We start from the raw sequence: 24,214 nt of genomic DNA on the forward strand, positions 1-24,214 counted from the left end.
TGAGTATATGGAGCAGCAATGAAGGACACGGACCTGACGAAACGCAAAAACGATCATCTGGACATTGTTCTGCGTAACACCACGCCAGCATCGGGCAGCTTCGCCCGCTGGCAATTCACGCACTGCGCTCTGCCGGAACTGCACCTGGATCAGATCGATCTGCGCACCCGGCTGTTCAATCGCCCCATGCAGGCGCCTTTTCTGATTAGCTCAATGACCGGCGGCGCGGCGCGCGCCCTCTCTATTAATCACCATCTCGCCGAAGCGGCGCAGGCGCTTGGCCTGGCGCTGGGCGTCGGTTCACAGCGCGTGGCGCTGGAAAGCGACAACAATTTCGGCCTGACGCGCGACCTGCGCCGTATCGCCCCGGATATTCCGCTGCTGGCCAACCTGGGCGCCGCGCAGATTCTCGGCGAGCAGGGCCGCGGGCTGGCACAGAACGCGGTAAGCATGATTGAAGCGGATGCGCTGATCGTCCATCTTAATCCGCTGCAGGAAGCGCTGCAGCGCGGCGGCGACCGCGACTGGCGCGGCGTGCTGCAGGCGATTGCGCAGCTGGTTAAAACGCTTGAAGTACCGGTCATCGTGAAAGAGGTCGGCGCGGGCATCTCGCCGGAGGTTGCGCAGCGGCTTGCCGAGGCGGGCGTCAGCATGATCGACATCGCAGGCGCGGGCGGCACCAGCTGGGCGGCGGTAGAAGGCGAACGCGCCAGCACGCCGCAGCAGCGCGCGGTGGCGATGGCCTTCGCCGACTGGGGCATTCCCACTGATGAAGCGTTGCGCGCCGTGCGCCACAGGCTGCCCGCTATGCCGCTTATCGCCTCCGGCGGCATTCGCGACGGCATCGATGCGGCGAAAGCGCTGCGGCTGGGCGCGGACGTGGTCGGCCAGGCGGCGGCGGTGCTTAGCAGCGCCCTGCACTCCGCCGACGCGGTAGTGGCGCACTTTGAGACGCTGATCGAACAGCTGCGCGTCGCCTGTTTCTGCACCGGCAGCGCTAATCTACGCCAGCTGCGCCTCGCGCCGCTGCAGCGCGCGGGAGCAAGCGAATGAGCCATTTCGCAGTTATCGCCCCGCCCTTTTACAGTCACGTACGCGCGCTTCAGGCGCTGGCGCAGAGGTTAATCGCGCGCGGTCATCGAATTACCTTTATTCAACAGGCAGAGGTCGCCGCGCTGCTCAGCGATGCGGCCGTCGGCTTTCACGCCATCGGCCTGGCGTCGCATCCTGTCGGCACGCTCGATCGTACGCTGCAGCTGGCGGCCCATCCTGGGGGATTAGGCATTCTGCGCCTGATCCGCGATATGGCCAGCAGCACTGATATGCTGTGCCGGGAGCTGCCGGATGCGCTGCGGGCGCTGGCGGTAGACGGTGTTATTGTCGATCAGATGGCGCCGGCAGGCGGACTGGTAGCGGAGGCGCTGCGGCTGCCTTTCGTTTCGGTCGCCTGCGCGCTGCCCGTGAACCGCGAAGCGCATTTCCCTTTGCCGGTGATGCCCTTTTTGTGGGGCACCAGCAGCGCCGCGCGCGAGCGCTTCGCTTCCAGCGAAAAAATTTACGACTGGCTGATGCGCAGCCACGACCGCGTGCTGGCGCGACATGCCGACGCTTTCGGCCTTCCGGACCGCCGTCAGCCGCATCAGTGCCTGTCGCCGCTGGCGCAAATCAGCCAGCTGCCGCACGCACTCGACTTTCCGCGCGGCGAACTCCCCGCGCATTTCCACGCCACTGGTCCACTGCGCGAACCTGCGACCTCCGCTGAGCTGCCGCTGTTCAGCAATCGTGGCCAGCCGCGCGTTTTCGCCTCGCTCGGCACCTTACAGGGCGGCCGCTACGGACTGTTCAAAACCCTGGCGAAAGCCTGCCGTGAACTGCAGGCGGAGCTGCTGATCGCCCACTGCGGCGGCCTGAGCGATTTTCAGGCGCGAAAACTGCTGCGCGCCGGTGCCGCCCTGGTGACGGATTTCGTCGACCAGCGTGCCGCGCTCGCGCAGGCGGACGTGGCCATTACCCACGGCGGCCTGAATACGGTGCTGGACGCCGTTGCGCAGAGCACACCGCTGCTGGCGATTCCGCTGGCGTTCGATCAGCCCGGCATCGCCGCGCGGCTGGCGCACCATGGTCTGGGAATACGCGCGTCGCGCTTCTCCACCAGCCATCAGATTGCGCGCCGCCTGCGTCGCCTGCTGGACGATCGGACGATTAAACAGCGCATGTCGCGCCTGCAGCCGCAGCTGGCGGCCTGCGGCGGCGTCGAGCGCGCGGCCGATATTACCGAACGCGCGCTGCTGACGCGCCAGCCGGTGCGTGCGGAGAAGTGCTATGACATCGCAGTATGATCTGCTACTGCTCGGCGCCGGGCTGGCGAACGGACTGCTGGCGCTGCGGCTTAAACAGCAGCAGCCCGGTTTGCGCGTGCTGGTGCTTGAAGCCGACGCCCGGGCAGGCGGCAACCACACCTGGTGCTTCCACGAAGAGGATCTCAGCGCCTCGCAGCATCAGTGGATCGCGCCGCTGGTGGCGCACCGCTGGCCGCACTACGAAGTGCGCTTTCCTCAGCTGACGCGTCAGCTCGACAGCGGCTATTTCTGCATGACTTCCGCGCGTTTTGACGAGGTGCTGCGCGCGACGCTCCGCGACGCGCTGCGGCTTAACCAGACCATCGCCTGCAGCGGGCCTGACCACGTTCAGCTCGCCAGTGGCGAAGTGCTGCGCGCGCGCGCCGTGATCGACGGCCGCGGCTATCAGCCCGACGCCGCCCTGCAGATCGGCTTTCAGGCTTTTCTCGGTCAGGAGTGGACCCTGAGCCAGCCGCATCGGCTTGAAGGTCCGATTCTGATGGATGCCACCGTTGACCAGCAGGGCGGCTATCGCTTCGTCTATACCCTGCCGCTCTCGCCGACACGTCTGCTGATCGAGGATACTCACTATATCGACGATGCCTCGCTGGCGGCGGCGCAGGCGCGGCAGAACGTCTGCGACTACGCCGCTCGTCAGGGCTGGCAGCTGGAGACGCTGGTGCGCGAAGAGCGCGGCGCGCTGCCGATTACCCTGGCGGGCGACTTCGACCGCTTCTGGCATCAGCGACCGCCCAGCGTCGGCCTGCGCGCCGGGCTTTTCCACCCGACTACAGGTTATTCGCTGCCGCTGGCGGCGGCGCTGGCGGACGCACTCGCTGCAGAGGACGATTTCTCCCCTGATGCGCTCGCGCCGCGTATCCACCGCTTTGCGCAGGCGGCATGGCGGGATCAGGGCTTTTTTCGCATGCTCAACCGCATGCTGTTTCTGGCCGCCGACGGGGATCAGCGCTGGCGCGTGATGCAGCGCTTTTACGGGCTGCCCGAGGGGCTGATCGCCCGGTTTTACGCCGGACGGCTTACCCTGGCCGACCGCGCGCGCATTCTTAGCGGCAAGCCGCCCGTCCCGGTACTGGCGGCGCTGCAGGCTATTCTCACTCACCCTTCTGGACGAAGAGCATCACGATGAAGCACACCACGGTAATTGGCGCAGGATTTGGCGGACTGGCGCTGGCGATTCGCCTGCAGGCGGCAGGCATTCCAACGCGGCTGCTGGAGCAGCGCGACAAGCCGGGCGGCCGCGCTTATGTTTATCAGGATCAGGGCTTTACCTTTGATGCGGGCCCAACGGTGATTACCGATCCGTCCGCCATCGAAGAGCTGTTCGCCCTGGCGGGCAAATCGATGAGCGACTATGTTGAGCTGCTGCCGGTGACGCCCTTCTACCGGCTCTGCTGGGAGTCGGGCGAGGTGTTTAGCTACGACAACGATCAGGCACGGCTGGAGGCGGAGATCCGCAAATTCAATCCAGACGATGTGGCGGGCTATCAGCGCTTCCTCGACTATTCGCGCGCCGTGTTCGCCGAAGGCTACCTCAAGCTCGGCACCGTCCCCTTTCTGTCATTCCGCGATATGCTGCGCGCCGCGCCGCAGCTGGCGCGCCTGCAGGCGTGGCGGAGCGTCTACAGCAAGGTAGCGAGCTTTATCGAAGATGATAAGCTGCGTCAGGCGTTCTCTTTTCATTCGCTGCTGGTCGGCGGCAATCCCTTCGCCACTTCGTCGATCTATACCCTGATCCATGCGCTGGAGCGCGAATGGGGCGTCTGGTTTCCGCGCGGCGGCACCGGCGCGCTGGTGCAGGGCATGCTGAAGCTGTTTCAGGATCTAGGCGGCACGCTGGAGCTGAACGCGCGCGTCAGCCATATAGAGGCGAAAGACGCCGCGATTTCCGCCGTGCATCTGGAGGATGGCCGGGTATTCGAAACCCGCGCGGTCGCCTCTAACGCCGATGTGGTGCATACCTACGGCGATCTGCTCGGTAAACATCCTGCCGCCGCCGCGCAGGCCAAAAAGCTAAAAGGCAAGCGCATGAGCAATTCGCTGTTCGTGCTCTATTTCGGCCTGAACCACCATCACGATCAGCTGGCGCACCATACCGTCTGCTTTGGCCCGCGCTACCGTGAGCTGATTGACGAAATATTTAACCACGACGGGCTGGCGGAGGATTTTTCTCTCTATCTCCATGCGCCCTGCGTCACCGATCCTTCGCTGGCGCCGCCGGGCTGCGGCAGCTACTACGTGCTGGCGCCGGTGCCCCACCTCGGTACCGCCGATCTGGACTGGAATATTGAGGGACCGCGCCTGCGCGATCGTATTTTCGCCTATCTGGAAGAGCACTATATGCCCGGCTTGCGCAGCCAGCTGGTGACTCACCGCATCTTTACGCCGTTCGATTTTCGCGACGAGCTTAACGCCTATCAGGGCTCCGCCTTTTCCGTCGAGCCCATTTTGCGTCAGAGCGCCTGGTTCCGGCCGCATAACCGCGACAGCCATATTCGCAATCTCTATCTGGTTGGCGCGGGCACGCACCCAGGCGCGGGCATTCCCGGCGTGATCGGTTCCGCCAAGGCCACCGCAAGCCTGATGCTGGAGGATCTGCATGAATAATCCGACGCTGCTGCACCATGCCGTGGAGACGATGGAAGTGGGATCGAAGAGTTTCGCTACCGCCTCTAAGCTGTTTGACGCCAAAACGCGTCGCAGCGTGCTGATGCTCTACGCCTGGTGCCGCCACTGCGACGATGTAATCGATGATCAGCAGCTTGGTTTTCCCGGCGAGGTTCCTTCGGCGCAGACGCCCCAGCAGCGCCTGGCGAATCTGGAACGCAAAACCCGCCAGGCCTATGCGGGCGCGCAAATGCACGAACCGGCGTTCGCCGCCTTTCAGGAGGTGGCGCTCGGCCATGACATTTCCCCCGCTTACGCCTTCGACCATCTGGAAGGGTTCGCCATGGACGTGCGCGGCGCGCGCTATGAAACGCTGCAGGATACGCTGCGCTACTGCTACCACGTCGCGGGCGTAGTCGGGCTGATGATGGCGCAAATTATGGGGGTGCGCGACGAGGCGGTGCTGGATCGCGCCTGCGATCTCGGCATCGCTTTTCAGCTGACCAATATTGCGCGCGATATCGTCGAGGATGCGCGGGTTGGCCGCTGCTATTTACCAGAGAGCTGGCTGGAAGAAGCCGGTCTTGATCGACTTCACTTTGCCGATCGCGCGCATCGACCGGCGCTGGCGGGACTGGCGCGGCGGCTGGTAAGCGAAGCAGAGCCCTATTACGCTTCTGCTTCGGCAGGCCTGGCTGGGCTGCCGCTGCGCTCCGCCTGGGCGATCGCCACGGCGAAAGAGGTCTATCGCCGCATTGGGGTTAAAGTTTACGGCGCGGGCGAAACCGCCTGGGATCGCCGCCAGTCCACCAGCAAACAGGAGAAGCTCCTGCTGCTGGCGGCGGGTGCGGCGCAGGCGATCAGGTCTCGGGCGGCCGCTTCGCCGCCGCGTCCGGCCGAGCTTTGGCAGCGTCCGCGTTAGGTTGACGACCGTGACGCTGGCGCAGCGTCGCCTGTAATTTCGCCAGCGGCGGCGCATAGAGGAAGCCGAAGGAGACGCAGTCTTCACGACCGCGCACCGCATGGTGCATACGATGCGCCATATAGAGTCGTTTAAAGTAGCCGCGACGCGGGATGTACTTAAAGGGCCAGCGCTGATGCACCAGCCCATCATGCACAATAAAATAGAGCAGGCCGTAAAGCGTCATGCCTGCGCCTATCCACTGTAGCGGCCAGACGCCGCGACTGCCCAGGTAGATCAAGAGAATCGCCAGCATGGCGAACACTACGGCGTACAGGTCGTTGACCTCAAACCAGCCGCTATGCGGTTCATGATGCGACCGGTGCCAGCCCCAGCCCCAGCCGTGCATAATATATTTGTGTGACAGCGCGGCGGTAATCTCCATCGCTACGACGGTCAGTAATACGATTCCAGCGTTCCACAACCACAGCATATCTTCTCCCGTCAGTGCATCCTGCCAGCCAGCTCAGGCTGGCTATCATCTGCTGCGGCACCCCGCAGGCGAACATTAAGTTTAGGCTATGGCCTGTAATTCGCCGCAGGGTTTAAAGTGAAGCATTGCTCTGCCGCAGAGGAGGTGCGCTCAGACCCGCAGCGTTCGGCCGCCCAGGCCATCAGGCATTTCGATCAACAGGCTTAGCGTGCCGCCCATCGCTTCAACGTAACGCTTAATCGTAATCAGACGCTGATCGGCTCCAGCCTGTTCAATTTGCGCGATCCGCGGTTGCTTAACGCCCATCGCGGCGGCCACGCTTTTTTGCGAGATCGCTAGCTCTTCACGTAACAGTTGCAGGCCAGTTTCGAGGATCATGGTGCCAGCCATTTGCTGAACATCCGCCAGTTCAGTTTCAGAAAACTCAGCCTTCAGGAAATCATTCAGTTCAGTCATGAGGGTTTCTCTTAAGTTCTTCCAGATGCTGGCTAAATATGTCATCTGCCAGCGCTATCATGCGTTCGTAAAATTGCTTATCGCCCGTTTTATCGCCAGCGCACAGCACAATCGCCTGACGCGCCGGATCAAAGGCATAAAAGGCGCGTACAGGATGTCCGCCGTACTGAATTCTTAGCTCTTTCATATTGGTAAACCGGGACCCCTTGACGGTGTCCGCATAGGGCCGAGGCAATGCTGGTCCATAATGCTGGAGGTTTAGCAGGCTGGCGGCGATGCGCTTTTTTAAGGCTGGTTCCTGACCGCGTAGCCATCTTTTAAACTCGTCCGTAAGTATTACCGCCCACATCGCCAGCTCTCCTTATAAGCGATTCCTTATACAAATATATAAGCTTTCTCTTATAGCGGCAAGCGCATACCAGACATGGCCAGGCCTGAAGTGAACGGAAAAATTCTCGTCATTCTAGCCTGTTAGCACAAAAGGCAATGGCGCAAGCGGCCCGCGCTGCCGTAGACTGCGGCAGCAAAAAACAAAACAGGGATTACAACGACATGAAGCTGTTCTATAAAGCGGGCGCCTGCTCGCTGACTACCCACATCGTTCTGCACGAAACCGGATTGCCGCACACCTCCGTTGCCGTGGATCTAAAAACCAAACGTACCGCGGAAGGCGACGATTTTCTGGCGATTAACAGCAAAGGTTATGTGCCGGCATTACAGCTCGATAACGGCCACGTGCTGACCGAGGGCGCCGTTATTGCCCAGTATCTGGCGGATTTGAAGCCGGAAAGCCATTTGCTGGCGGCAGGCGGTGAAGCGCGCTATGCGGTGCTGGAGTGGATGAACTTTATTTCCACCGAACTGCACAAAGGCATTGGGGCGTTTTTCAACCCGGCTATGACGCCGGAATGGAAGGCGGCTGCGACGGCGACGCTGACCAAACGTCTGGACTGGCTGGCGGAAGCGCTGGGGGATAACCGCTATTTATACGCTGACCACTTCACCATTGCCGATGCCTATCTGTTCAATGTGCTGAGCTGGTTCCGCGTGGTTGATTTCAGCCTGGATCGCTGGCCGGCGCTGCAGCGCTTTGCTGCGACTCATGCGCAGCGTCCGTCAGTGATCGCCGCGATGAAATCGGAAGGCCTGATGTAATAAAACAGCGCGCCCGAGGGCGCGCTGTTCGATCAGAAGTCCGCTTTCAGCACAATGCGGTAGTGCGCCTTGCCAGCGCGCAGGTGATCGAGCGCGTCGTTGATTTTCGACATTGGGAAATATTCCACGGTCGGCGCGACATCCGCACGCGACGCCAGACGAAGCAGCGAGCGCAGCTGGCCCGGCGAACCGGTAGAAGAGCCGGTCACGCCGCGATCGCCGAGGATCAGGTTGAACGCCTGCACTTCGAACGGCTTCATCACCGCCCCAACGGTGTGGAAACGGCCATTGGCCGCCAGCGCCTGAAAATAGGGCTGCCAGTCAAGATCGACCGCGACGGTGCTGATAATCAGATCGAACTGACCGGCCAGCTTGTTCAGCGCCTCAGGATCGCGGCTGTTGACGACGTAGTCCGCGCCCATCTGCTTAATGGTTTCGGTTTTGGAAGGCGACGAGCTGAACGCCGTGACTTCCGCGCCCAGCGCGCGCAGCAGTTTAATCGCCATATGGCCAAGACCACCGATGCCGATCACGCCCACGCGGCTGGTGGCGGTAATGTTATGCATCAGCAGCGGTTTAAAGACGGTGATGCCGCCGCACAGCAGCGGACCGGCGGTCGCCACGTCCAGATTTTCCGGCAGCGGAATAACCCATTGCCAGTTGGCGCGTAAATGGCTGGCAAAGCCGCCATGGTTGCTGATGGTGGGAACGTTATTATTGACGCAGTTAACCTGCTCGCCGTTGATGCAGGCATCGCAATATTGACAGCTTTTCGCCGTCCAGCCGATGCCGACGCGCTGGCCCATGCTCAGGCCTTTATTTTTAGCGCTGTCGCCCAGCGCGACCACGCGGCCAATCACTTCATGACCGGCGATAAGCGGATAGGCCGAGATGCCCCACTCGTTGTCGATCATCGAGAGATCGGAGTGGCACACGCCGCAGTAATCGACTTCAACTTCGACATCTTCCGCAGCCAGCGGGCCGGGATCGTACTCATAGGGTTGAAGCGCTTCTCCAGCCTTCATGGCCGCGTAACTTTTAAATTTCATGCTTTTCCTCGCTGAGATAATGAATGCGCTTAAGGCATTTTGGCGCTGAAGCTGTCCGCAACCGTCACGAACTGCCCGCCGCCAAGATGATGCAAAGTGTGAAGCGCGCGGTTTTCGGCGCTGAAATGCCAGCGGCCGTCATAAAAGACTCGACTGTCAGCTGCCGCCGCGACTACTTCGCCGAACAGGGTGTCGTAGTTTTGCTGCGCCTCAGTTGCCGGCAGCAGCCGACACTCCAGCCAGGCGACGCAGCTCTCTTCCAGCAGCGGCACGCCCAGCTCAGGACCCTTAATGGCCTGAATATCCCAGGCGGCGAATTTATCTTCATCGCGTCCCGATCGGTTGCCGACGGCATAGGTCAGATCGGCGAAGGCGGCAGCCGGCACGCAGACGCCAAAGGCGCCGCTCGACTCAATCAGCTCACGCGACCAGGTCGCCTTATCCACCACGATCGCCACGCGCGGCGGCGTAAACTCCACCGGCGTCGACCAGGCAGCGGCCATGACGTTGCGGCGCTGAGTCTGCGGATGCTGGCTGGTAATCAGAATGGTAGGACCGTGATTGAGCAGACGGCTGGCGTGCTGAAGCGCCACCGGACGGAAATGCGACATAGCGGTTCCTTACTGAATTGACGCACGCTGCTTTGTACATCATAAATTGCTGTAAACGTTTTACTTTACGCGTTTTCGCCAGCAGCGGTTTACCGCTGCGTGCCGAGCCGTTTTTATAATAGATCGTGATTCAACGGCGTGCGAAAAGCGTGGCGGGCTGCGCTCATCAGCTGAGCGGCCGTAACGGTGGGCGGCAGTCGCGTCAGCACTTTGCTCGCCTGCCAGTAGCACAACACCATCACTTCATCAGTCTCGCTTTCGGCCAGCTCTTTCAGCCGTGCGCGCAGCGTCGGCACGTTGAGCGTCTGCTGCTCGTCCAGCATCTCTTCGATGGTCTTGATAATGACGTCGTGGATAGTTTTCCAGGAAAGATTAGTAAGCAAAATCAACCTCTTCTAGCGCTTTCCGGCTCCGGAACCGTGATAACTTTTACCGCGTGGGCGACACCTCCGCGGGCGGGATAATGTTAACATGGCATTAACTATAGCTGCATCGCCGGGCTTTCGGCGACTTTTACACAGTGGGATTATCACCGTGGAAGCGTTTTCAAAAAAGCAGCTAGTTTAGCGGTAAAAGCGGGCTTTTAATGCCTGATTAGGGCACCGTTGTAACGTGCTGAGACAGGGCGCATTTTTGAATGGCAGAGATGTCAGATTAAACAGGAGAGAGAAAATGAGCAGAGACAAATTCGTGGCTGATGCGCTGGTATGGGGACAGGGACCGCGCGTTTTCGAGATTTTTCTGGAACCAACATGCCCTTTTTCCGTACGCGCCTTCAATAAGCTTGATGCGCTGCTGGAATATGTCGGCGAAAAAGAGATGACGTTGAAAATCCGCCTGCAGTCACAGCCGTGGCATCTCTATTCAGGCCTGATTGTGCGCTATATCCTGGCGGCCTCGACTCTACCCGACGGGAAACATGCCGCCAGAGCGGTGATGAAAGCGGTAGCCGATCATCGCGAAGAATTTGAGTTTGCCGATCACTGTCGCGGCCCCAATATGCACACGACGCCTGAAGAAATAGTCGACCGCCTTAAGCGCTACAGCGGCGTCGACGCTCGCGCTCCGTTCGATCGCGCAGAGTTGCAAAACGAGATCAAGTGGCACTGCAAATATGCGCGTCAGAATGGCGTGCACGTTTCACCGACTTTTATGATCAATGGGTTAATTCAACCGGAGATGGGCAGTGGCGATGAGATTAGCGAGTGGGCAAAGCGTCTGATGGCGTAGCAAGCATCGCCTGCGGAGAGCGCAGGCGATATGGATTACTGGTCGGTGTCATCATCTTCGTAAGCAGGTATTTCCGCATCATCCGGCAGCGGTTCAGTATCGGGACGTTCAGACATGATAAAGCTCCTTCGGGCGGCTATGAAAAACCTGACATATCGCTACAACAACGCTAATTTCAGACGCCTTCTAACCCAAAAAGCGCAGACTACGCAGATCCGCATTTAACACGTTGAGTTAACCTGCGTCATTGCCTGAGCAATCATGCGGTTAGCGAAGCAGAACGCAAAACGTAGCGTGCAGCGATTTTTGGTAACATCTGGCAATATAATAAACTACTGAAAATTGCGGCGATGCCGATAGATTGATGCGTGCAGACGGGGAGGTTGGCAGCGAGCCAACACCAGGGCAACCGCGTCGACTTCCCCGCTGCAGCTGTTCAGGTTCGGCCTGACGACTGCTCGCCAGGCTGAACAGAACCTTAAGGACGTTTCAGCAGAGGATCAACTTTATCCTTTTCTTCAACGCCTGATACGCCGCTTCTCTCAACGATGTCATCATCTACGCCGGTTGTTCCGGTAGTGTTGAAAGCGCCGGCAGGTTTTGCCGTAGCGCTGCCAGTACCTGTCAGAGGGGCATCCGCAGCAAGATGGCTGTCTGCATGATCGATGTCCACTTCCTGGCGACGAACAGAATCTGTGATGTTTTCAACGCGCTCGCTCTGGTCTTTGCGTACCACCACTTCTTCTTTGATATGCGCGGTTTTGTTGATAACCGGCTGTTCATGCGTTTCCGCTACTTCGATAGTTTTATCTTCCCAGTCGACGTTATCCGTCGCAGCTAAATCGTTGGTTGAACGGCGGAAGATATCCGCATGCTGCTCCTGCAGAGAAATATTTTCTGAAACCTGATCGGTCACGGTATAGCGACGGACGCGGGTGGTTCCTTCGCTGACCAGACGTTTGCCAACTTCCAGACGCTCTTCAGCCAGGCGCAGCACTTCCTCTTCGCTTTCATCGCCGGTAAGCGAAGTACGAACCGGCTGCGTCAGACCGCTGTCGGCGACGCTGTTGACGCCAGTCGCGCTCTGCGCGGTTGAGACGGTATAGCCGTCATCCTGCGACAGGCTGTTGCCGGCCGGCAGTTCGCCGGTATCATGCGCATCCAGAATACTGTAGGCGCGCGGCAGCTTATCCTCTTCAGCGCGCAACGTCAGCACGACGCTGCCTGAGTTAATTGCATCTTCATACACGCCGCTCTGCTCTTCATCCAGCGTGCTGCCGAACAGTCGCTGCCAGAAGCCTGGATGACGGGCTTCGTGTCCTTCCGATTTCAGACGCTCGCCAGAAATCACATCAATATCATGCTCGGCGAAACCCGCCTTGATCAGGCTACGCTTAGCCCCTTCAGCCTGAGCCAGGGTACTGAACATTGTTACGATTTTTTCGTGTGCCATGATTTCCTCCTGCGTGATGATGGCTTAGGTGTCGTCTTTTTTCCGGTTAATCTCGACATGCTGTTTACGTAGTGAAACGGTCTCTTCCCAGGGAACCTCTTCATGCGTTCGCCGGATATGCAACTCCTCTTTCAAAACCAGCCTGCGAATGATTTCAACCTCTTCCTCTACGACCGGCACGATAAGGACGCCTTCCTCTTCCCTGATATCCGGCATAGACGCGATGCGCTCATTTTTCGGCACATGCGTCACCTCAACGTTTTCACGGCGCAACAGTAGACTTACTGGCTCACTATGAGTTGAAGTCTGGCGTTTAACTGTGACATATCCATCCAGTACTTCTTCTCGCGATACGCTCAGCTTTTCTTCAGCCAGATGCAGTATTTCCTCTTCTGCATTCGGATGTTCGTCATTGTTTGAAGAAGAAGCCATATTTCACCCTTAATGAAATGCCCGGTTGAAATAAACACCCTGATATAATCAAATCAAAAGCATTTACAACTAATGAAACTTAAGTCTGAATCAAAACCCAGCCGTTGCAAGCCAAACGGTAAAAAAAAGGAAAATAAAAACAAAGGCGAAACTGCATTTAAAAAGCCAGCATTTAACCCAGCAGAAAATTATCCTTTTCGACCAATGACTTATTGCTAAAACCTTTGTTAATTGTGCGCACTTTTAATTCAGGATAATTCCTACCAGCAAAAAAATTAAATTTAGCTACGCCGGCTAAAATTCATTATTAACGCGCTGATATGCTTTGTTTTTATATTGCCTTTGAATAAAAAAGCGCATAAACATGTAAAAGTATGTCAGCGAGTGAATAATTACGACTGTAGGCGTGTAGAAGCATTATTAGGGGAATTAATTCGCCAGCGCGACCCATTTCAAGCCAGCTGAAATGTGGTTTTTTGGCGCGGGGGCAAACATAGCAGAGGGGAATGGGGTACGCTCTGCTGCGACGCATCGCGGCAGAGCGAGGTCATTATTTCCCTTCAAAGAAATTTTCAGGCAACTGTCCCGGCGCGCGGTCAATAACGCTGTCGTTATCTGGCCCTTCATTTTTCATATAGGTGACTTCGGCGAACTCGGGAATGATCACGTAGGGATAAGCGGGACCTTCATCTCTAAAGCGATGCATATCTTCGATAAACTCATTTTGATAGCAGATGGTTTTTTCAGGGTGCTGCCCTTCTCCGGCAATCCACTGCGGGAAGAAGATAGTGCCATGCAGCAGTTTCCGGTTCAAATCAAACAGCAGGCTGACGCAGGTGCCGGTCGGCTCATGCCAGTCAACCTTAAAGATGCCGGGCGCGAACTGCACGGCATTCATCTTCTGATTGGTCACCCAGCGTCCGCCGACCAGCCCCTGATGAATACGGTAGTCGCAGGTCGTTTCATTACGTGCGTACCACTCATACTTCCAGCCATTGTCGTAGGTATAGACAAAATGCGTACCGACAAACTGCGAAAGATCGCGTGATGACTCGTTAAGCGAAGCGATAGTCATGGCTTACCTCATGTTATCAGTAAGGAGGGCTCCGGCCTGTTGCGCAGAGCCGAATTCTCTTTTGACACCGGACATTAATCTTTTGCCGGCTCACTTATTATTGATGAGGATCCATTATTCACCACTTCAGCAGCGATCAAAGATACGCCATGCGACGTCATCAGGCATGTCGCGCACGGCTTTTCTCCCCGTGTTGATGCTGGAAATCCTCAGCGATAAAGGTGCAGCGAATCAGAGGATAACTCGAAAAAAAGCGGCCATTTTTAAATAAAATGTCTTTCACAAGAGAGATGAATATATAAGCAACCCGCCAAACGCTATAGCACTCTTTTTATTCAAATCTGCGGGTAAAATAAACGCGTATTTGTTTATCGTCTTGCGAAACAGAATCCCGCTGAAACTGCCTGTTACATCAGGCATATATTTATGACAATTAAAATTCGTTGTTAAATTAATCAGAAGCGTGTTATTTCCCCGCAAGCAGACCTCAGACAACACGGGATATGATCGTAATCAACGCCCTTCGACGCACCTCTCATTACCCTTCGTTAACGCTTTTACTAACCTAAAGAATAAAATGATAACGCTGCGAAAAATTAACGGTTTTGAATTAGAACGTGATATAGGCGAACTTAACCAGGCGATCGCTCAACATTATATCTGGTCCAGTCAGTTAACCACGACGGCGCTGTTTCATGACAGCCCCGATCCAGAGGTAATGGACACTGAGTCTCATCTGCACTGCCGCTTCAGCAAATGGCTGGCCATTCGTTTGCGTCTCAAAAACGTTGAAGATCCGGAGGTTAAGCAGATTGAAGAGCGCCACGCGGCGATGCACGCCTCTATGCGCGAACTGCTGCTGGCGATGCAGCAAGGCACCTTAACGCGCGCGCAGTTACAGGACTATTACGCAGACCAACGGGCATTCCTCGACGCCATCGATCGCTATAAAACCGAGCTGATCGCGCTACGGAATAATCACGATGCGCTAACGGGGCTGCCGCTGAGAAAACTGCTTTATCGCGATTTTCCCTTGCTGCAGAAGGCCGTTGGTCGTCATGCGGCGCCTTCGCTCTATCTGACCCTGATAGATATTGACCACTTTAAACAGGTCAACGACAAATATGGCCATACGACTGGCGATGCGGTGCTGAGAGAGCTTGGCAGCTTACTCTCCATGAATAGCCGCAGCCAGGACAAAACCTACCGCTTTGGCGGCGAAGAATTTATTCTGCTGCATGTTTGCGACAGCGATGCGGCCTTTAACGCCACGCTGGAGCGACTTATGGCGCAGATTCGCGCACATAATTTCATTACGCCGACCGGCACGCTGCAGATTACGGTAACCTGTTGCGCCGTGCATGCAGTCAGCGATGAGGCGTTACAGACGCTGATCGAAAAGGCCGACCGGGCCATGTATCTGGGCAAACAGCAGGGCCGCGATCGCATTATCTTTTGTCCGCACGAAAGCCAGGCGCCGAGCCATGCTGGCGAAGCGATCTGCTGGTAAGCGAAACCTAAACTCTTCCTCAACGCAGCGCGATTTTCCGCCTCGCGCTGCCGCCTTTTCTCTCTTACCGCACGGCTGACGCTTGTCTGGCTGACCCGACCTCACGATAATCGCTATCTACTTTACTTTATAACGAGAGTACAGATGAAAAAGCTCAGGCTTATCGCGTTGATAAGCGCCCTATTATGCAGCGCTTCCGCCATGGCGACCGATATTCGCGTCACCTACGCTGGTTCAATGGGCAAAGTGATGGATGAAAGTTTAGGCCCGGCATTCGCTAAAACAAACAGTGGCAGCTATCAGGGACAGGGCCAGGGCGCCTACGGCATGGCGCGACTGCTGGCGAGCAAAAAAATCACCGCTGACGTTTTTGTCTCGATTACGCCAGGTCCGATGCAAATCCTGAAAGAGGCGGGCCTGATCGATAATGCCGTGCCGGTCGCCAGCACCAGCATGGTGATCGCCTATAGCCCGAAAGGACCCTATGCGCAGCAGTTCGCCGCCGCCGCGAAGGCGGGTGATGCCAGCTGGCTTAAGGTGCTGGCGACGCCGGGCCTGAAGTTTGGCCGTACCGATCCGGTTAACGATCCTAAAGGGCAGAATATTGTCTTCTCTCTGCTGCTGGCGGAGAAGTATTACGGCAAGCCTGGCGCAGCCGACACCATTATGGGCGGCGTGCAGAATCCGGCGCAGACGCATCTCGAAGGCGGTTTGCTGGCACGGCTTGAGAGCGGCCAGGTCGACGCCGCGGCGGGTTATGAAAGCGAAGTCATCTCTGCGCATCTTCCCTATATCGCGCTACCGGACGAGATCAATCTGAGCAATCCGGCACAGGCCAAAAAGTGGTACGGCACCGTCAGCTTTACCATCAAAGACAGCAAAGGCGAGGAGAAAACTCTGCACACTCAGCCGCTGGTCTACTACGCGGCGGTGCTGAAAAATGCGCCCCACGGCGTGAAAGCGGGACAGGCCTTCATCGATTTTATGCTGAGCAAGGCGGGTCAGGCGCTCTACCAGCAGCATGGCTACGCCGCGCCTAAAGGCGACGCGCTCTACCCGTGATAACGCGTCGCCCCTCTTCGGCGCTCTGGTTATCGCTGCCCGCGCTTGTGCTGCTGGCTGTACCTTTCCTGACGCTGATCGCCCTGACTCGCTGGCGCCATTTTCATCTTGCCTGGGGCGACGGCAACGCTATCGCCATCTCGACCGGACTAGGGGTGATTTCGCTGCTGCTGATCGTGACCACCGGCCTGCCTGTCGCCTGGTGGCTGTCGCAGGCGCGCGGCAAGGCGCGGACGGTGGTGGAGATACTGGTGTTGATCCCGCTGCTGACGCCGCCGCTGGCGATGGGCATTCTGCTGGTCAGCGCCTATGGTCCCTATGGGCCGGCAGGCTCGCTGCTGGCGCGCATGGGCGTTGAGTTGGTTAACAATCCGGCCGCCTTTGTGCTGGCGCAGTGGTACGGCGCGCTGCCCTGGTTTATTACGACGGCACGGTCGGCCTTTGCCGCGGTGCCCGTTGCCATCCTGGAGGCGGGCCGCACGCTGGGCGCGTCGCCGTGGCAGCGTTTTCGCCGCCTGTCGCTGCCGCTCGCCGCGCCGGGTCTGGCGACGGCGGTGGCGCTCGCCTGGGTGCGCGCTATCGGCGAATTCGGCATCGTGATGATTTTTGCCTATTTCCCTCAGGGTATTCCGGTTAAGCTCTACAACAATTTGCAGAATGACGGCGTGGATGCGGTATATGTGCTGCTGTGGCTGCTGCTGTTGTTTACCTTACCTTTGCCGCTGGCCTGCTTTGCCTTTGTGCGTCGTTACGCACGCGAAAAAGAGCCGCGGCGCACCCGATCGGGAGTGATCTGATGTCCGTTTCGCTGGAGCAGTTGATCGAGAAGTACCCAGAGGCGCACGCATGGGCGTTCGGTGACTCGGCCGAGTTGGCCGACCGTCTCGTTACGCTGGTGATTGCCGGTAAAAAGATGGCGAGCTGCGGCTCGCTGCACGGATGGCAGGATGAGGAATCAAAGCCTGAGCCTGGCGGCTACAGCATTATCCTCGACGGCGCGGGGCAGCCGCGCTGCGTCATCCGCACCACCGGCCTCTTTTTGACCCGCTTCGACCGCGTGACGCCGGAGATGGCGATGCTGGAAGGCGAAGACGATCTCAGTCTGGAGAGCTGGCGCCGCGAGCATCAGCGCTTTTTCCAGAACGAAGGCACCTTTCACCCCGAGATGGAGTTGGTGTTCGAGACCTTCCAGCTGGTTGAGGTGGTGTAGTTCTGACAGCGTACTGCAGCAGGTGACAGGCGATAGGAGAGTGGCACAGGCGTCGTTTTTAAATATAATTCGCCCTTACTTTTGCAAACGATACCTGAGCTTTTATGAACACTTGCCAGACTGTTGCCCGTTATCGACCTGATATCGATGGGTTACGTGCTATAGCGGTTATTTTGGTTATTATTTTCCATGCAAACTCAGGTTGGCTGGCTTCGGGATTTATTGGCGTAGATATATTTTTTGTCATATCTGGCTATCTCATTACAGGCATTATTCTGACGCAAATATCCGAAAAGCGGTTTTCATTAAATCGCTTTTTTATCAGCCGCTTGTGGCGTATCCAGCCAGCCCTAATCACGGTTTCACTGGCGACGCTTCTTGTCGCTTCTTTTTTATACGTTATCCCTGATTACCTCACTTTCTTGAAAAGTGCTAAATACAACTCGCTTTTTCTGTCCAATCAGTTTTTTGCAAAGCAGTCTGTGACTTATGCCTCTCCTCAAAGTGAATTCTTTCCACTGCTTCATACGTGGTCATTATCGGTCGAGTGGCAGTGGTATCTTTTTCTGCCTTTAATTGTGCTGGCATGTCATAAGCTATTGAAACGCTCTGGCATACGATGGGTTCAGGATGAGAAAAAAAAGAATGTATATATTGCGTTACTTTTTGTGGTCATTACAGCGGCTTTAAGCACCCTGTCGATCGCGACAAGTCACAAATCACCTGGCGCCTCATACTACTTCTTAATCACGCGGGCTTTCGAATTTACAGCCGGGAGCTCAGCATTTCTTCTTGGTCGAATGGGCTTTACCTTGCGGCCTGCTCTTCTTTCACTATTGAGCGGATTAGCGTTAGGCTTAATATTCTTCACCGCCTTACAAACAGATCTTCTAAATATTTACCCTGGCATCTGGACATTGGGTGTCGTCCTGGCCTCAACAATAGTTTTATTTTCAGGACACTATGGCGAGAAATTAATATCAGGGTTAATGACAATAAAGCCCGTCGTTTTTACGGGGAAGTTGTCCTATTCACTTTATCTTTGGCACTGGCCCATTTTTGCCTTCTGTCGATACCTGGGTATCGCTCTCAGTGGTTTTAATCTCCTGCTTGCTCTTACTGCCATTGTTCTTCTTTCTGCTGGAAGTTATTTTTTGATTGAAGAGCCGTTAAGAAAAAAACGCCTCTCTTTTAAATGGACTTTTTCCCTGTTAGTGCTGCTTCCGCTGCTTTTGTTCAATGGATTATACGCTCTGGCCGTAAAGCATCACGGCTTTCCTCAGCGTCTTGGACAGGATTACGCACGCCAGCAGCATGTTCTCGATGAATACCTGGCTAAATCGGGCAACAGAGAAAATTGCCTGAATAATACCAACGATCCTGCTCAGTGTCAGTTGGGCGATGCACAAGGCGCACGTAGCGCTCTGGTTATTGGTGATTCAAACTCCAATCATTTTTGGGGATTCTTTGATGTTCTTGCTAAAGCAGCAGGCGTGAAGGTAAACGCGTTAAGCGTATCATCCTGCCTGACGCTGCCAGGAATCTGGCAATTCGACTGGTGGATTTATAAGGATATGCCCTATACCGAATGCCACGACAGAACGCAGAACTATTTCCAGCTCATCCAGCATAATCACTATAATTTTGTGGTTATTGGTGAAATATGGGAGCAATACGCTAACGGTCCTCATCTTATCAATAATACGAATGATGTACGTTCTGATGCCTTGTCCAAAACGAGGATGAATAGCGCAGTCAGAAAAGCGCTCGATATCATTATCGCTTCAGGGGCGCGGCCCGTTTTTATCAAAACAATTTTTCCTATGCCGTCTGGCTATCAGGAATGTATCAATCGCCATGCAGTCAGGCGCAGTGATTTTAACCATGAGGAATGTAATCAGCGACGAGCGCAAGGTAGTGAGGATGCGTATATAACCTCACTTTTCGCTCAGTTAAAGAAAGAGTACCCCTCACTGTTAATCATCGATCCTAAAGATATTCAGTGTGCTGGCGGCCAGTGTATCAGCCAGATTGATGGTATTCCTTTATATCGCGATGTGGGACATCTGACGGATTATGCTTCATACCGATTTGGCGAGATTTACCTGGAACAAAAAGGGAATCCCTTTAGCGGCTGATCTGCCAGTGAAGTGATAACTGGCCCGCGACTGCGATGAGCGGCGGGCCACTTATTCAGGAATCGTTTACTACAGCCACAGCTAGCTCGCATTGCGCTGGAAGTGGCTGTTTACAAACGCGCGGCAGCGCGGCGAAACAGGGTCAAGAAACAGCTGCTCCGGCGCGCCCTCCTCTTCCACCATTCCCTGATGCAGAAACACCGCCTTATTTGACACGTCGCGCGCGAAGCCCATCTCGTGCGTCACGATAATCATCGTGCGCCCCTCTTCCGCCAGGCCGCGGATCACGCGCAGCACCTCGCCCACCAGTTCGGGATCGAGCGCAGAGGTCGGCTCATCGAACAGAATCGCCTTGGGCTGCTGCGCCAGCGCGCGCGCAATCGCCACGCGCTGCTGCTGACCGCCCGACAGCTGCGATGGCCAGGCGTCGCGCTTCGCGTAAAGCCCCACCTTATGCAACAGCGCCTCGGCCTCTTCCGTCGCCTCTTTGACGTTGCGCTTCTGTACGTGCACCGGCGCTTCGATAATGTTCTGCATGACCGTCTTGTGCGGCCAGAGATTAAAGCTCTGGAACACAAAGCCGAGCTGCATCCGCATCAGCTTAATGCGCTGGCGCTGCGCGCGACTCAGCTTTTCATCGGCGTTATCCAGCGTCACGCTGTTCTCGCCCACGGCGATCGCACCCGCCTGCGGCACTTCAAGAAAGGGAATACAGCGCAGCAGCGTGCTTTTGCCCGATCCGCTGGCGCCGATTAGCGAGATGACATCCCCGTCCTGCGCCGTCAGGCTGATGTCATGCAGCACTTCATGTCCCGCGTAGCTTTTTCTGAGATGGCTCAGCATGATGGTGGGTTGGGTCATGAACGCGCTCCGAAATAGTAGGGGGAGAGGCGTCGCTCCAGCAGGGAGACGCCTTTGCTCACCAGTATGCTGAGCAGCAGATAGATCGCCGCCGCGCTAAGGAAAACTTCCAGCGCGCGGAAAGTAGAGGAGACGATAGAGTCGGCGATGCCGGTCATCTCCATCAGGCTGATCGTACTCACCAGCGAAGTAGACTTGAGCATAGAGATAATTTCATTGCTGTAGGCGGGCAGCGCCTGACGGATGGCGATAGGCAGCGTAATGCGAGTGAAGATCTTATGTGACGGCATGCCGCAGACCCTGGCCGCCTCCAGCGACTGCCGACTCACCGCGTTGAGACCGCCGCGCAAAATTTCCGATGTATAGGCCGCATCGTTGAGGATCAGCGCCAGCAGCCCGCACCAGTAAGGATCGCGCAGCAGCGGCCAGAGCACGCTCTCACGCACCGCCGGCAAACTGCCCAGGCCGTAATAGATCATAAAAATTTGAATCAGCAACGGCGTGCCGCGAAACAGCCAGACGTAAAAACGGGCGAAGTAGCCGCCGACGCGCGTCTGACGCAACAGGTTCAGCCCCAGCGCCAGCAGGCCGCCGCCCAGCAGCGACAACACCGCAAGATTAAGGGTCAGCGGCAGGCCTTTAAGCAGCGACAGCAGGGTTTCCTGCAAAAAAGGGAGGTCCATCGGCTTTCCTTAAACGTTAGCGCGCTGCTGGCCGCGCATAGCGAACTTCTCTACCGCGCGGAAGACCCAGTCGGAGCAGGTAGTGATAATCAGATAAATCACGGCGCCGACGCTGTAGAAGAAAAACGACATCTGCGTGGAGTTAGCGGCCGTAGTGATCTGATTCATGGTTTCCACCAGTCCGGTCACCGAGACCAGCGCCGACTCCTTGATCACCGACTGCCACTGATTGCCCATTCCCGGCAGCGCGGTACGCAGCGCCTGGGGCACAATCATGCGGCGGAACAGCATCAGCCGCCCCATGCCCGTGACCGTCGCCGCCTCCAGCGTGCCGCGCGGAATGGCGTAGAACGCGCCGCGAAATACGCCGCTCTGGTAGGCGCCGGAGATCAGGCCGATGGCGATGGCGCCAGCGATAAAGCCGTTGATATCGAACGGCCCCTGCATGCCCAGCGCGGTTCCGACCGAAGAGAGCACCTGACGGCCGCCGAAGTAAAACAGGTAGATCACCAGCAGTTCCGGCACGCCGCGAAACACCGTGATATAGCCTGCCGCCAGACGCCGCTGCCAGCGCGAACCGGCAATCTGCATCCAGCACAGCAGGCTGCCCAGCGCTGCGCCCAGCAGCCACGCGCAGAGCGAAACGGTTACCGTGACAGTGGCGGCGCTCAGCAGCACGCCGCCCCAGCCTTCGTCGCCGAAGCCGATTAGCTGCCAGTCGATTTGCGTCAACATCGGCTATCAGGCTTTCGGCGCGACGTCTTCGCCGAACCATTTGATGGAAAGTTTGCTCAGCGTGCCGTCTTTAATCATCGCGGCAAGCGCGTCGTCCAGCGCCGCCTTCAGCTCAGCGTTGCCTTTGCGCAGGCCAATCGCCGATCCCGCGCCCAGCACGCCGCCGCTAAATCCATAGCCGCTGCTGCTGATGGCGTTCGCATGCTTTTTCACAAAAGCGTTAAGGTTGGTGCGCGACGCCATCACTGCATCTACGCGGCCGTTCATTAGATCGGCAAAGGTTTCCGGGCCGGCCTGATAGGTACGAATCGTGGCGACGTCGCCCAGATATTTTTGCAGGAAGTCCGCCTGAATAGTGGCGACCTGCACCGCGATGGTTTTGCCCTTGAAGGTGGTTTTCAGTTCATCGATCGCTTTCTGCATGCCGTCGGCGTCATCGGCCGTCACCACGGTGCCCGTGCCGGGCAGCGTCGCCAGCGGCGAGCTTTTGGCCGTCACGAAGCTGGAGACGCTGACGGTGTATTGCTGGGTAAAGTCGATCGCTTCAGCGCGCTTCGGCGTGACCGTTACCGCGTCGATAACCGCATCATATTTGCCGTCAATCAGGCCGGGGATCATGCCTGACCACTTCTGGGCGCTAATCTCATATTTGAAGCCGACGCGCTTCGCCAGCTCCGCCACAATATCGGGCTCATAACCGACGATTTTGCCGTTCGGCGTGGTCTGGTTAAACGGAGGATAGCTGCCTTCGGTGGCGAATTTCAGGGTGCCAAAATCTTTTGCCAGGCTGAGCGCCGGTACGGCTGCCAGACCCAGAGCCAGGGTGGCCGCGAACAGCCCTTTGCGCATCATCATAGTGATATCCTCATTTATTATTGTCAGAAAGCAGATCGACAGACAGGCGCACCAGCGCCTGGGCGCCGGCGGCGATGCTGCGCTCATCCGGCTGATAATCGGAGTTATGCAAGTGGTCGTCGCGGCCCGGCGTGCCGGAGCCGATATGGATCTGACAACCCGGCGCGCGCTCGGTAAACAGGGAAAAATCTTCGGCGCCGAAGCTGTCGCTCGGTTTCGCGACGATGGGTTTGCCGAACTGATGCGAAAGAATCTCCTCCAGCGCGTCAATCAGCCGGTCGTCATTCATCAGCGGCGGCACGCCACGCAGATAGTCCACCTCGACGCGCACGTTCATCGCCAGCGCGACGCCTGCGCATATGCGACGGAAGGAGGCTTCCATATCGGCGCGCACCTGCGGCGATTTCGTGCGGATAGTGCCCTGAAGCAGGCAGCTGTCGGGAATGATATTGTGCGTGGCGCCACCCTGGATATGGCCAATGGTCAGCACAGCGGAATGGGCCGGATCGCGTTCGCGCGAGATCAGCGTTTGCAGTTGGCCGATCAAAGAAGCCGCGGCAACGATGGGATCAACGCCCATATGGGGCCGCGCGGCGTGCGTCGAAATGCCATGCACCCGCACGTCGAACTCGTCGCTCGAGGCGGTGCTGCCGCCTCGCGTCAGCGCCACGTCGCCGGCCGCCAGCTCCGGCTTGTTATGCAGCGTGACGGCCCAGTCTACGCCTTCAGCGGCGCCATCGACGATCATCGCTTCCGCGCCGCTTTCCGGCGTTTCTTCCGCAGGCTGGAAGATAAGCCGCACTCGGCCTTTCAGCTGTTGACGGTAGTGCGGCAGGATCGCGGCGACGCCAAGCAGCGTGGCGGTATGGAGATCGTGTCCGCAGGCGTGCATTTTGCCAGGCAGCGTGCTGCTGAAGGAGAGACCGGTCTGCTCCTGGATGGGCAGCGCGTCCATATCCGCGCGCAGCAGCAGCGTTTTACCCGGCTGCGCGCCGACAATGTCCACCAGCACGCCGGTGCGGCCGACGCCTGTTTGGGGAGTGAGGCCATGGGCGCGCAGCCAGCTGGCGACGATCTCCGCAGTGCGCACCGTATCGAAGCCGAGCTCCGGATGCGCATGGATATCGCGTCGGATGGCGATCAGTTGCGGCTCAAGATCGGCCACTCTGGCGCTTATTTCCCTGGCCAGACGTGCTTTTTCGTCAGTCATATTTTCCCTGCAGAATGCCTTTACTTACGGCGTCAGGCGCAGCGGATCGGGCCGCTGGCTATATTGTTGTGTTTGCAGGCTTTATTTATTCACAGAGGAAAGCAGAAAGCAACGCGCGGGATATTAGTGAA

26 protein-coding genes are annotated in these 24,214 nt (G+C 57.3%); 12 read left to right on the forward strand and 14 right to left on the reverse strand.

The window, feature by feature from the left end:
* Window positions 1–18: 18 nt before the first annotated feature.
* Genes fni through crtB form a run of 5 tightly spaced genes read left to right on the forward strand, consistent with a single transcriptional unit; the run spans window position 19 to window position 5,886 of the window.
* Window positions 19–1,053 carry a type 2 isopentenyl-diphosphate Delta-isomerase gene (gene fni, locus B3229_RS02160; protein WP_286868157.1) on the forward strand — a complete coding sequence of 345 codons (1,035 nt, stop codon included), beginning with the start codon at window positions 19–21 and terminating at the stop codon, window positions 1,051–1,053.
* Window positions 1,050–2,339 carry a glycosyltransferase gene (locus B3229_RS02165; RefSeq protein WP_286868160.1) on the forward strand — a complete coding sequence of 430 codons (1,290 nt, stop codon included), beginning with the start codon at window positions 1,050–1,052 and terminating at the stop codon, window positions 2,337–2,339. Before fni ends, B3229_RS02165 begins: the two co-directional genes overlap by 4 nt.
* Window positions 2,323–3,486: a lycopene beta-cyclase CrtY gene (gene crtY / locus B3229_RS02170; RefSeq protein ID WP_286868162.1), complete on the forward strand. Its 1,164-nt coding sequence runs from the start codon at window positions 2,323–2,325 to the stop codon at window positions 3,484–3,486. Before B3229_RS02165 ends, crtY begins: the two co-directional genes overlap by 17 nt.
* A complete protein-coding gene (locus B3229_RS02175) occupies window positions 3,483–4,964 on the forward strand; it encodes a phytoene desaturase (protein WP_286868164.1) in 1,482 nt (493 codons plus the stop codon). The genes crtY and B3229_RS02175 overlap by 4 nt, the downstream gene beginning before the upstream one ends.
* Window positions 4,957–5,886, forward strand: coding sequence for a 15-cis-phytoene synthase CrtB (gene crtB, locus B3229_RS02180; RefSeq protein ID WP_048781142.1), 930 nt, complete (start codon window positions 4,957–4,959; stop codon window positions 5,884–5,886). Before B3229_RS02175 ends, crtB begins: the two co-directional genes overlap by 8 nt.
* Here the strand turns inward: crtB and B3229_RS02185 are convergent.
* From B3229_RS02185 to B3229_RS02195, 3 genes are all read right to left on the reverse strand, one after another.
* Entirely contained in the window at window positions 5,825–6,358 is a 534-nt protein-coding gene (locus B3229_RS02185) for a sterol desaturase family protein (protein ID WP_048781141.1), read from the reverse strand. The genes crtB and B3229_RS02185 overlap by 62 nt on opposite strands.
* A gap of 150 nt (window positions 6,359–6,508) precedes the next feature.
* On the reverse strand, window positions 6,509–6,814 hold the full coding sequence (locus B3229_RS02190) for a helix-turn-helix domain-containing protein (protein WP_048781140.1): 306 nt from the start codon (window positions 6,812–6,814) through the stop codon (window positions 6,509–6,511).
* On the reverse strand, window positions 6,807–7,163 hold the full coding sequence (locus B3229_RS02195; RefSeq protein WP_286868170.1) for a type II toxin-antitoxin system RelE/ParE family toxin: 357 nt from the start codon (window positions 7,161–7,163) through the stop codon (window positions 6,807–6,809). Before B3229_RS02195 ends, B3229_RS02190 begins: the two co-directional genes overlap by 8 nt.
* Window positions 7,164–7,366: 203 nt before the next feature.
* Between B3229_RS02195 and gstA the strand changes: the two genes are divergently transcribed.
* Complete coding sequence (gene gstA / locus B3229_RS02200) at window positions 7,367–7,969, forward strand: glutathione transferase GstA (RefSeq protein WP_277268491.1); 603 nt, start codon at window positions 7,367–7,369, stop codon at window positions 7,967–7,969.
* A 32-nt stretch (window positions 7,970–8,001) separates the two neighbouring features.
* Here gstA and ahr read toward each other — a convergent pair whose 3' ends face one another.
* From ahr to B3229_RS02215, 3 genes are all read right to left on the reverse strand, one after another.
* A complete protein-coding gene (gene ahr, locus B3229_RS02205) occupies window positions 8,002–9,018 on the reverse strand; it encodes an NADPH-dependent aldehyde reductase Ahr (RefSeq protein WP_286868174.1) in 1,017 nt (338 codons plus the stop codon).
* 29 nt (window positions 9,019–9,047) lie between these two features.
* Window positions 9,048–9,629 carry a flavin reductase family protein gene (locus B3229_RS02210; RefSeq protein ID WP_033748183.1) on the reverse strand — a complete coding sequence of 194 codons (582 nt, stop codon included), beginning with the start codon at window positions 9,627–9,629 and terminating at the stop codon, window positions 9,048–9,050.
* Window positions 9,630–9,742: 113 nt separating this feature from the next.
* Entirely contained in the window at window positions 9,743–10,012 is a 270-nt protein-coding gene (locus B3229_RS02215) for a hypothetical protein (RefSeq protein WP_033749046.1), read from the reverse strand.
* A gap of 289 nt (window positions 10,013–10,301) precedes the next feature.
* Here B3229_RS02215 and B3229_RS02220 point away from each other — a divergent pair, with 289 nt between their 5' ends.
* A complete protein-coding gene (locus B3229_RS02220) occupies window positions 10,302–10,859 on the forward strand; it encodes a DsbA family protein (RefSeq protein ID WP_048781134.1) in 558 nt (185 codons plus the stop codon).
* Window positions 10,860–11,337: 478 nt separating this feature from the next.
* Here the strand turns inward: B3229_RS02220 and B3229_RS02225 are convergent, their stop codons facing one another.
* The 3 genes from B3229_RS02225 to B3229_RS02235 form a co-directional block, all read right to left on the reverse strand.
* Window positions 11,338–12,312 (reverse strand): YsnF/AvaK domain-containing protein, encoded by a 975-nt coding sequence (locus B3229_RS02225; protein ID WP_286868182.1) that lies wholly within the window; start codon window positions 12,310–12,312, stop codon window positions 11,338–11,340.
* 24 nt (window positions 12,313–12,336) lie between these two features.
* Entirely contained in the window at window positions 12,337–12,744 is a 408-nt protein-coding gene (locus tag B3229_RS02230; RefSeq protein ID WP_033790887.1) for a DUF2382 domain-containing protein, read from the reverse strand.
* Between the two features lie 550 nt (window positions 12,745–13,294).
* On the reverse strand, window positions 13,295–13,819 hold the full coding sequence (locus B3229_RS02235; protein ID WP_033748190.1) for a phenolic acid decarboxylase: 525 nt from the start codon (window positions 13,817–13,819) through the stop codon (window positions 13,295–13,297).
* Between the two features lie 577 nt (window positions 13,820–14,396).
* Here B3229_RS02235 and B3229_RS02240 point away from each other — a divergent pair.
* From B3229_RS02240 to B3229_RS02260, 5 genes are all read left to right on the forward strand, one after another.
* Window positions 14,397–15,329, forward strand: coding sequence for a diguanylate cyclase (locus tag B3229_RS02240; RefSeq protein ID WP_286868187.1), 933 nt, complete (start codon window positions 14,397–14,399; stop codon window positions 15,327–15,329).
* 144 nt (window positions 15,330–15,473) lie between these two features.
* Window positions 15,474–16,391, forward strand: a complete 918-nt coding sequence (locus tag B3229_RS02245; RefSeq protein ID WP_286868190.1) for an extracellular solute-binding protein — start codon at window positions 15,474–15,476, stop codon at window positions 16,389–16,391.
* On the forward strand, window positions 16,391–17,188 hold the full coding sequence (locus tag B3229_RS02250) for a molybdate ABC transporter permease subunit (protein WP_048781179.1): 798 nt from the start codon (window positions 16,391–16,393) through the stop codon (window positions 17,186–17,188). The genes B3229_RS02245 and B3229_RS02250 overlap by 1 nt, the downstream gene beginning before the upstream one ends.
* The gene (locus tag B3229_RS02255; RefSeq protein WP_048781124.1) at window positions 17,188–17,601 is read left to right on the forward strand and encodes an ASCH domain-containing protein; all 414 of its coding nucleotides are present in this window, start codon (window positions 17,188–17,190) and stop codon (window positions 17,599–17,601) included. Before B3229_RS02250 ends, B3229_RS02255 begins: the two co-directional genes overlap by 1 nt.
* Window positions 17,602–17,705: 104 nt before the next feature.
* Window positions 17,706–19,739, forward strand: a complete 2,034-nt coding sequence (locus B3229_RS02260; RefSeq protein ID WP_286868193.1) for an acyltransferase family protein — start codon at window positions 17,706–17,708, stop codon at window positions 19,737–19,739.
* A gap of 81 nt (window positions 19,740–19,820) precedes the next feature.
* Here the strand turns inward: B3229_RS02260 and B3229_RS02265 are convergent, their stop codons facing one another.
* From B3229_RS02265 to B3229_RS02285, 5 genes are read right to left on the reverse strand one after another with little or no spacing between them, the layout of a single operon-like run.
* A complete protein-coding gene (locus B3229_RS02265) occupies window positions 19,821–20,600 on the reverse strand; it encodes an ABC transporter ATP-binding protein (protein WP_048781123.1) in 780 nt (259 codons plus the stop codon).
* Window positions 20,597–21,283 carry an ABC transporter permease gene (locus tag B3229_RS02270; protein ID WP_048781121.1) on the reverse strand — a complete coding sequence of 229 codons (687 nt, stop codon included), beginning with the start codon at window positions 21,281–21,283 and terminating at the stop codon, window positions 20,597–20,599. Before B3229_RS02270 ends, B3229_RS02265 begins: the two co-directional genes overlap by 4 nt.
* A 9-nt stretch (window positions 21,284–21,292) precedes the next feature.
* Window positions 21,293–22,018: an ABC transporter permease gene (locus B3229_RS02275; protein ID WP_033790876.1), complete on the reverse strand. Its 726-nt coding sequence runs from the start codon at window positions 22,016–22,018 to the stop codon at window positions 21,293–21,295.
* Window positions 22,019–22,024: 6 nt separating this feature from the next.
* On the reverse strand, window positions 22,025–22,873 hold the full coding sequence (locus B3229_RS02280; RefSeq protein WP_286868198.1) for a transporter substrate-binding domain-containing protein: 849 nt from the start codon (window positions 22,871–22,873) through the stop codon (window positions 22,025–22,027).
* Between the two features lie 10 nt (window positions 22,874–22,883).
* The gene (locus B3229_RS02285; RefSeq protein ID WP_286868200.1) at window positions 22,884–24,083 is read right to left on the reverse strand and encodes a M20 metallopeptidase family protein; all 1,200 of its coding nucleotides are present in this window, start codon (window positions 24,081–24,083) and stop codon (window positions 22,884–22,886) included.
* Window positions 24,084–24,214: the final 131 nt, after the last annotated feature.

Source organism: Pantoea sp. UBA5035, from assembly GCF_002415245.1.
Lineage (GTDB): Bacteria > Pseudomonadota > Gammaproteobacteria > Enterobacterales > Enterobacteriaceae > Pantoea > Pantoea septica.

Bases quoted from the DNA above. Each gene is read 5' to 3' on its own strand.
- B3229_RS02235 (WP_033748190.1), bottom strand. From the start codon at position 13,819: ATGACTATCGCTTCGCTTAACGAGTCATCACGCGATCTTTCGCAGTTT.
- B3229_RS02210 (WP_033748183.1), bottom strand. From the start codon at position 9,629: ATGTCGCATTTCCGTCCGGTGGCGCTTCAGCACGCCAGCCGTCTGCTC.
- B3229_RS02240 (WP_286868187.1), top strand. From the start codon at position 14,397: ATGATAACGCTGCGAAAAATTAACGGTTTTGAATTAGAACGTGATATA.
- B3229_RS02195 (WP_286868170.1), bottom strand. From the start codon at position 7,163: ATGTGGGCGGTAATACTTACGGACGAGTTTAAAAGATGGCTACGCGGT.
- crtY (WP_286868162.1), top strand. From the start codon at position 2,323: ATGACATCGCAGTATGATCTGCTACTGCTCGGCGCCGGGCTGGCGAAC.
- B3229_RS02230 (WP_033790887.1), bottom strand. From the start codon at position 12,744: ATGGCTTCTTCTTCAAACAATGACGAACATCCGAATGCAGAAGAGGAA.
- B3229_RS02175 (WP_286868164.1), top strand. From the start codon at position 3,483: ATGAAGCACACCACGGTAATTGGCGCAGGATTTGGCGGACTGGCGCTG.
- B3229_RS02270 (WP_048781121.1), bottom strand. From the start codon at position 21,283: ATGGACCTCCCTTTTTTGCAGGAAACCCTGCTGTCGCTGCTTAAAGGC.
- fni (WP_286868157.1), top strand. From the start codon at position 19: ATGAAGGACACGGACCTGACGAAACGCAAAAACGATCATCTGGACATT.
- crtB (WP_048781142.1), top strand. From the start codon at position 4,957: ATGAATAATCCGACGCTGCTGCACCATGCCGTGGAGACGATGGAAGTG.
- B3229_RS02260 (WP_286868193.1), top strand. From the start codon at position 17,706: ATGAACACTTGCCAGACTGTTGCCCGTTATCGACCTGATATCGATGGG.
- gstA (WP_277268491.1), top strand. From the start codon at position 7,367: ATGAAGCTGTTCTATAAAGCGGGCGCCTGCTCGCTGACTACCCACATC.
- B3229_RS02255 (WP_048781124.1), top strand. From the start codon at position 17,188: ATGTCCGTTTCGCTGGAGCAGTTGATCGAGAAGTACCCAGAGGCGCAC.
- B3229_RS02245 (WP_286868190.1), top strand. From the start codon at position 15,474: ATGAAAAAGCTCAGGCTTATCGCGTTGATAAGCGCCCTATTATGCAGC.
- B3229_RS02165 (WP_286868160.1), top strand. From the start codon at position 1,050: ATGAGCCATTTCGCAGTTATCGCCCCGCCCTTTTACAGTCACGTACGC.
- B3229_RS02285 (WP_286868200.1), bottom strand. From the start codon at position 24,083: ATGACTGACGAAAAAGCACGTCTGGCCAGGGAAATAAGCGCCAGAGTG.
- B3229_RS02185 (WP_048781141.1), bottom strand. From the start codon at position 6,358: ATGCTGTGGTTGTGGAACGCTGGAATCGTATTACTGACCGTCGTAGCG.
- B3229_RS02225 (WP_286868182.1), bottom strand. From the start codon at position 12,312: ATGGCACACGAAAAAATCGTAACAATGTTCAGTACCCTGGCTCAGGCT.
- ahr (WP_286868174.1), bottom strand. From the start codon at position 9,018: ATGAAATTTAAAAGTTACGCGGCCATGAAGGCTGGAGAAGCGCTTCAA.
- B3229_RS02280 (WP_286868198.1), bottom strand. From the start codon at position 22,873: ATGATGATGCGCAAAGGGCTGTTCGCGGCCACCCTGGCTCTGGGTCTG.
- B3229_RS02190 (WP_048781140.1), bottom strand. From the start codon at position 6,814: ATGACTGAACTGAATGATTTCCTGAAGGCTGAGTTTTCTGAAACTGAA.
- B3229_RS02265 (WP_048781123.1), bottom strand. From the start codon at position 20,600: ATGACCCAACCCACCATCATGCTGAGCCATCTCAGAAAAAGCTACGCG.
- B3229_RS02275 (WP_033790876.1), bottom strand. From the start codon at position 22,018: ATGTTGACGCAAATCGACTGGCAGCTAATCGGCTTCGGCGACGAAGGC.
- B3229_RS02220 (WP_048781134.1), top strand. From the start codon at position 10,302: ATGAGCAGAGACAAATTCGTGGCTGATGCGCTGGTATGGGGACAGGGA.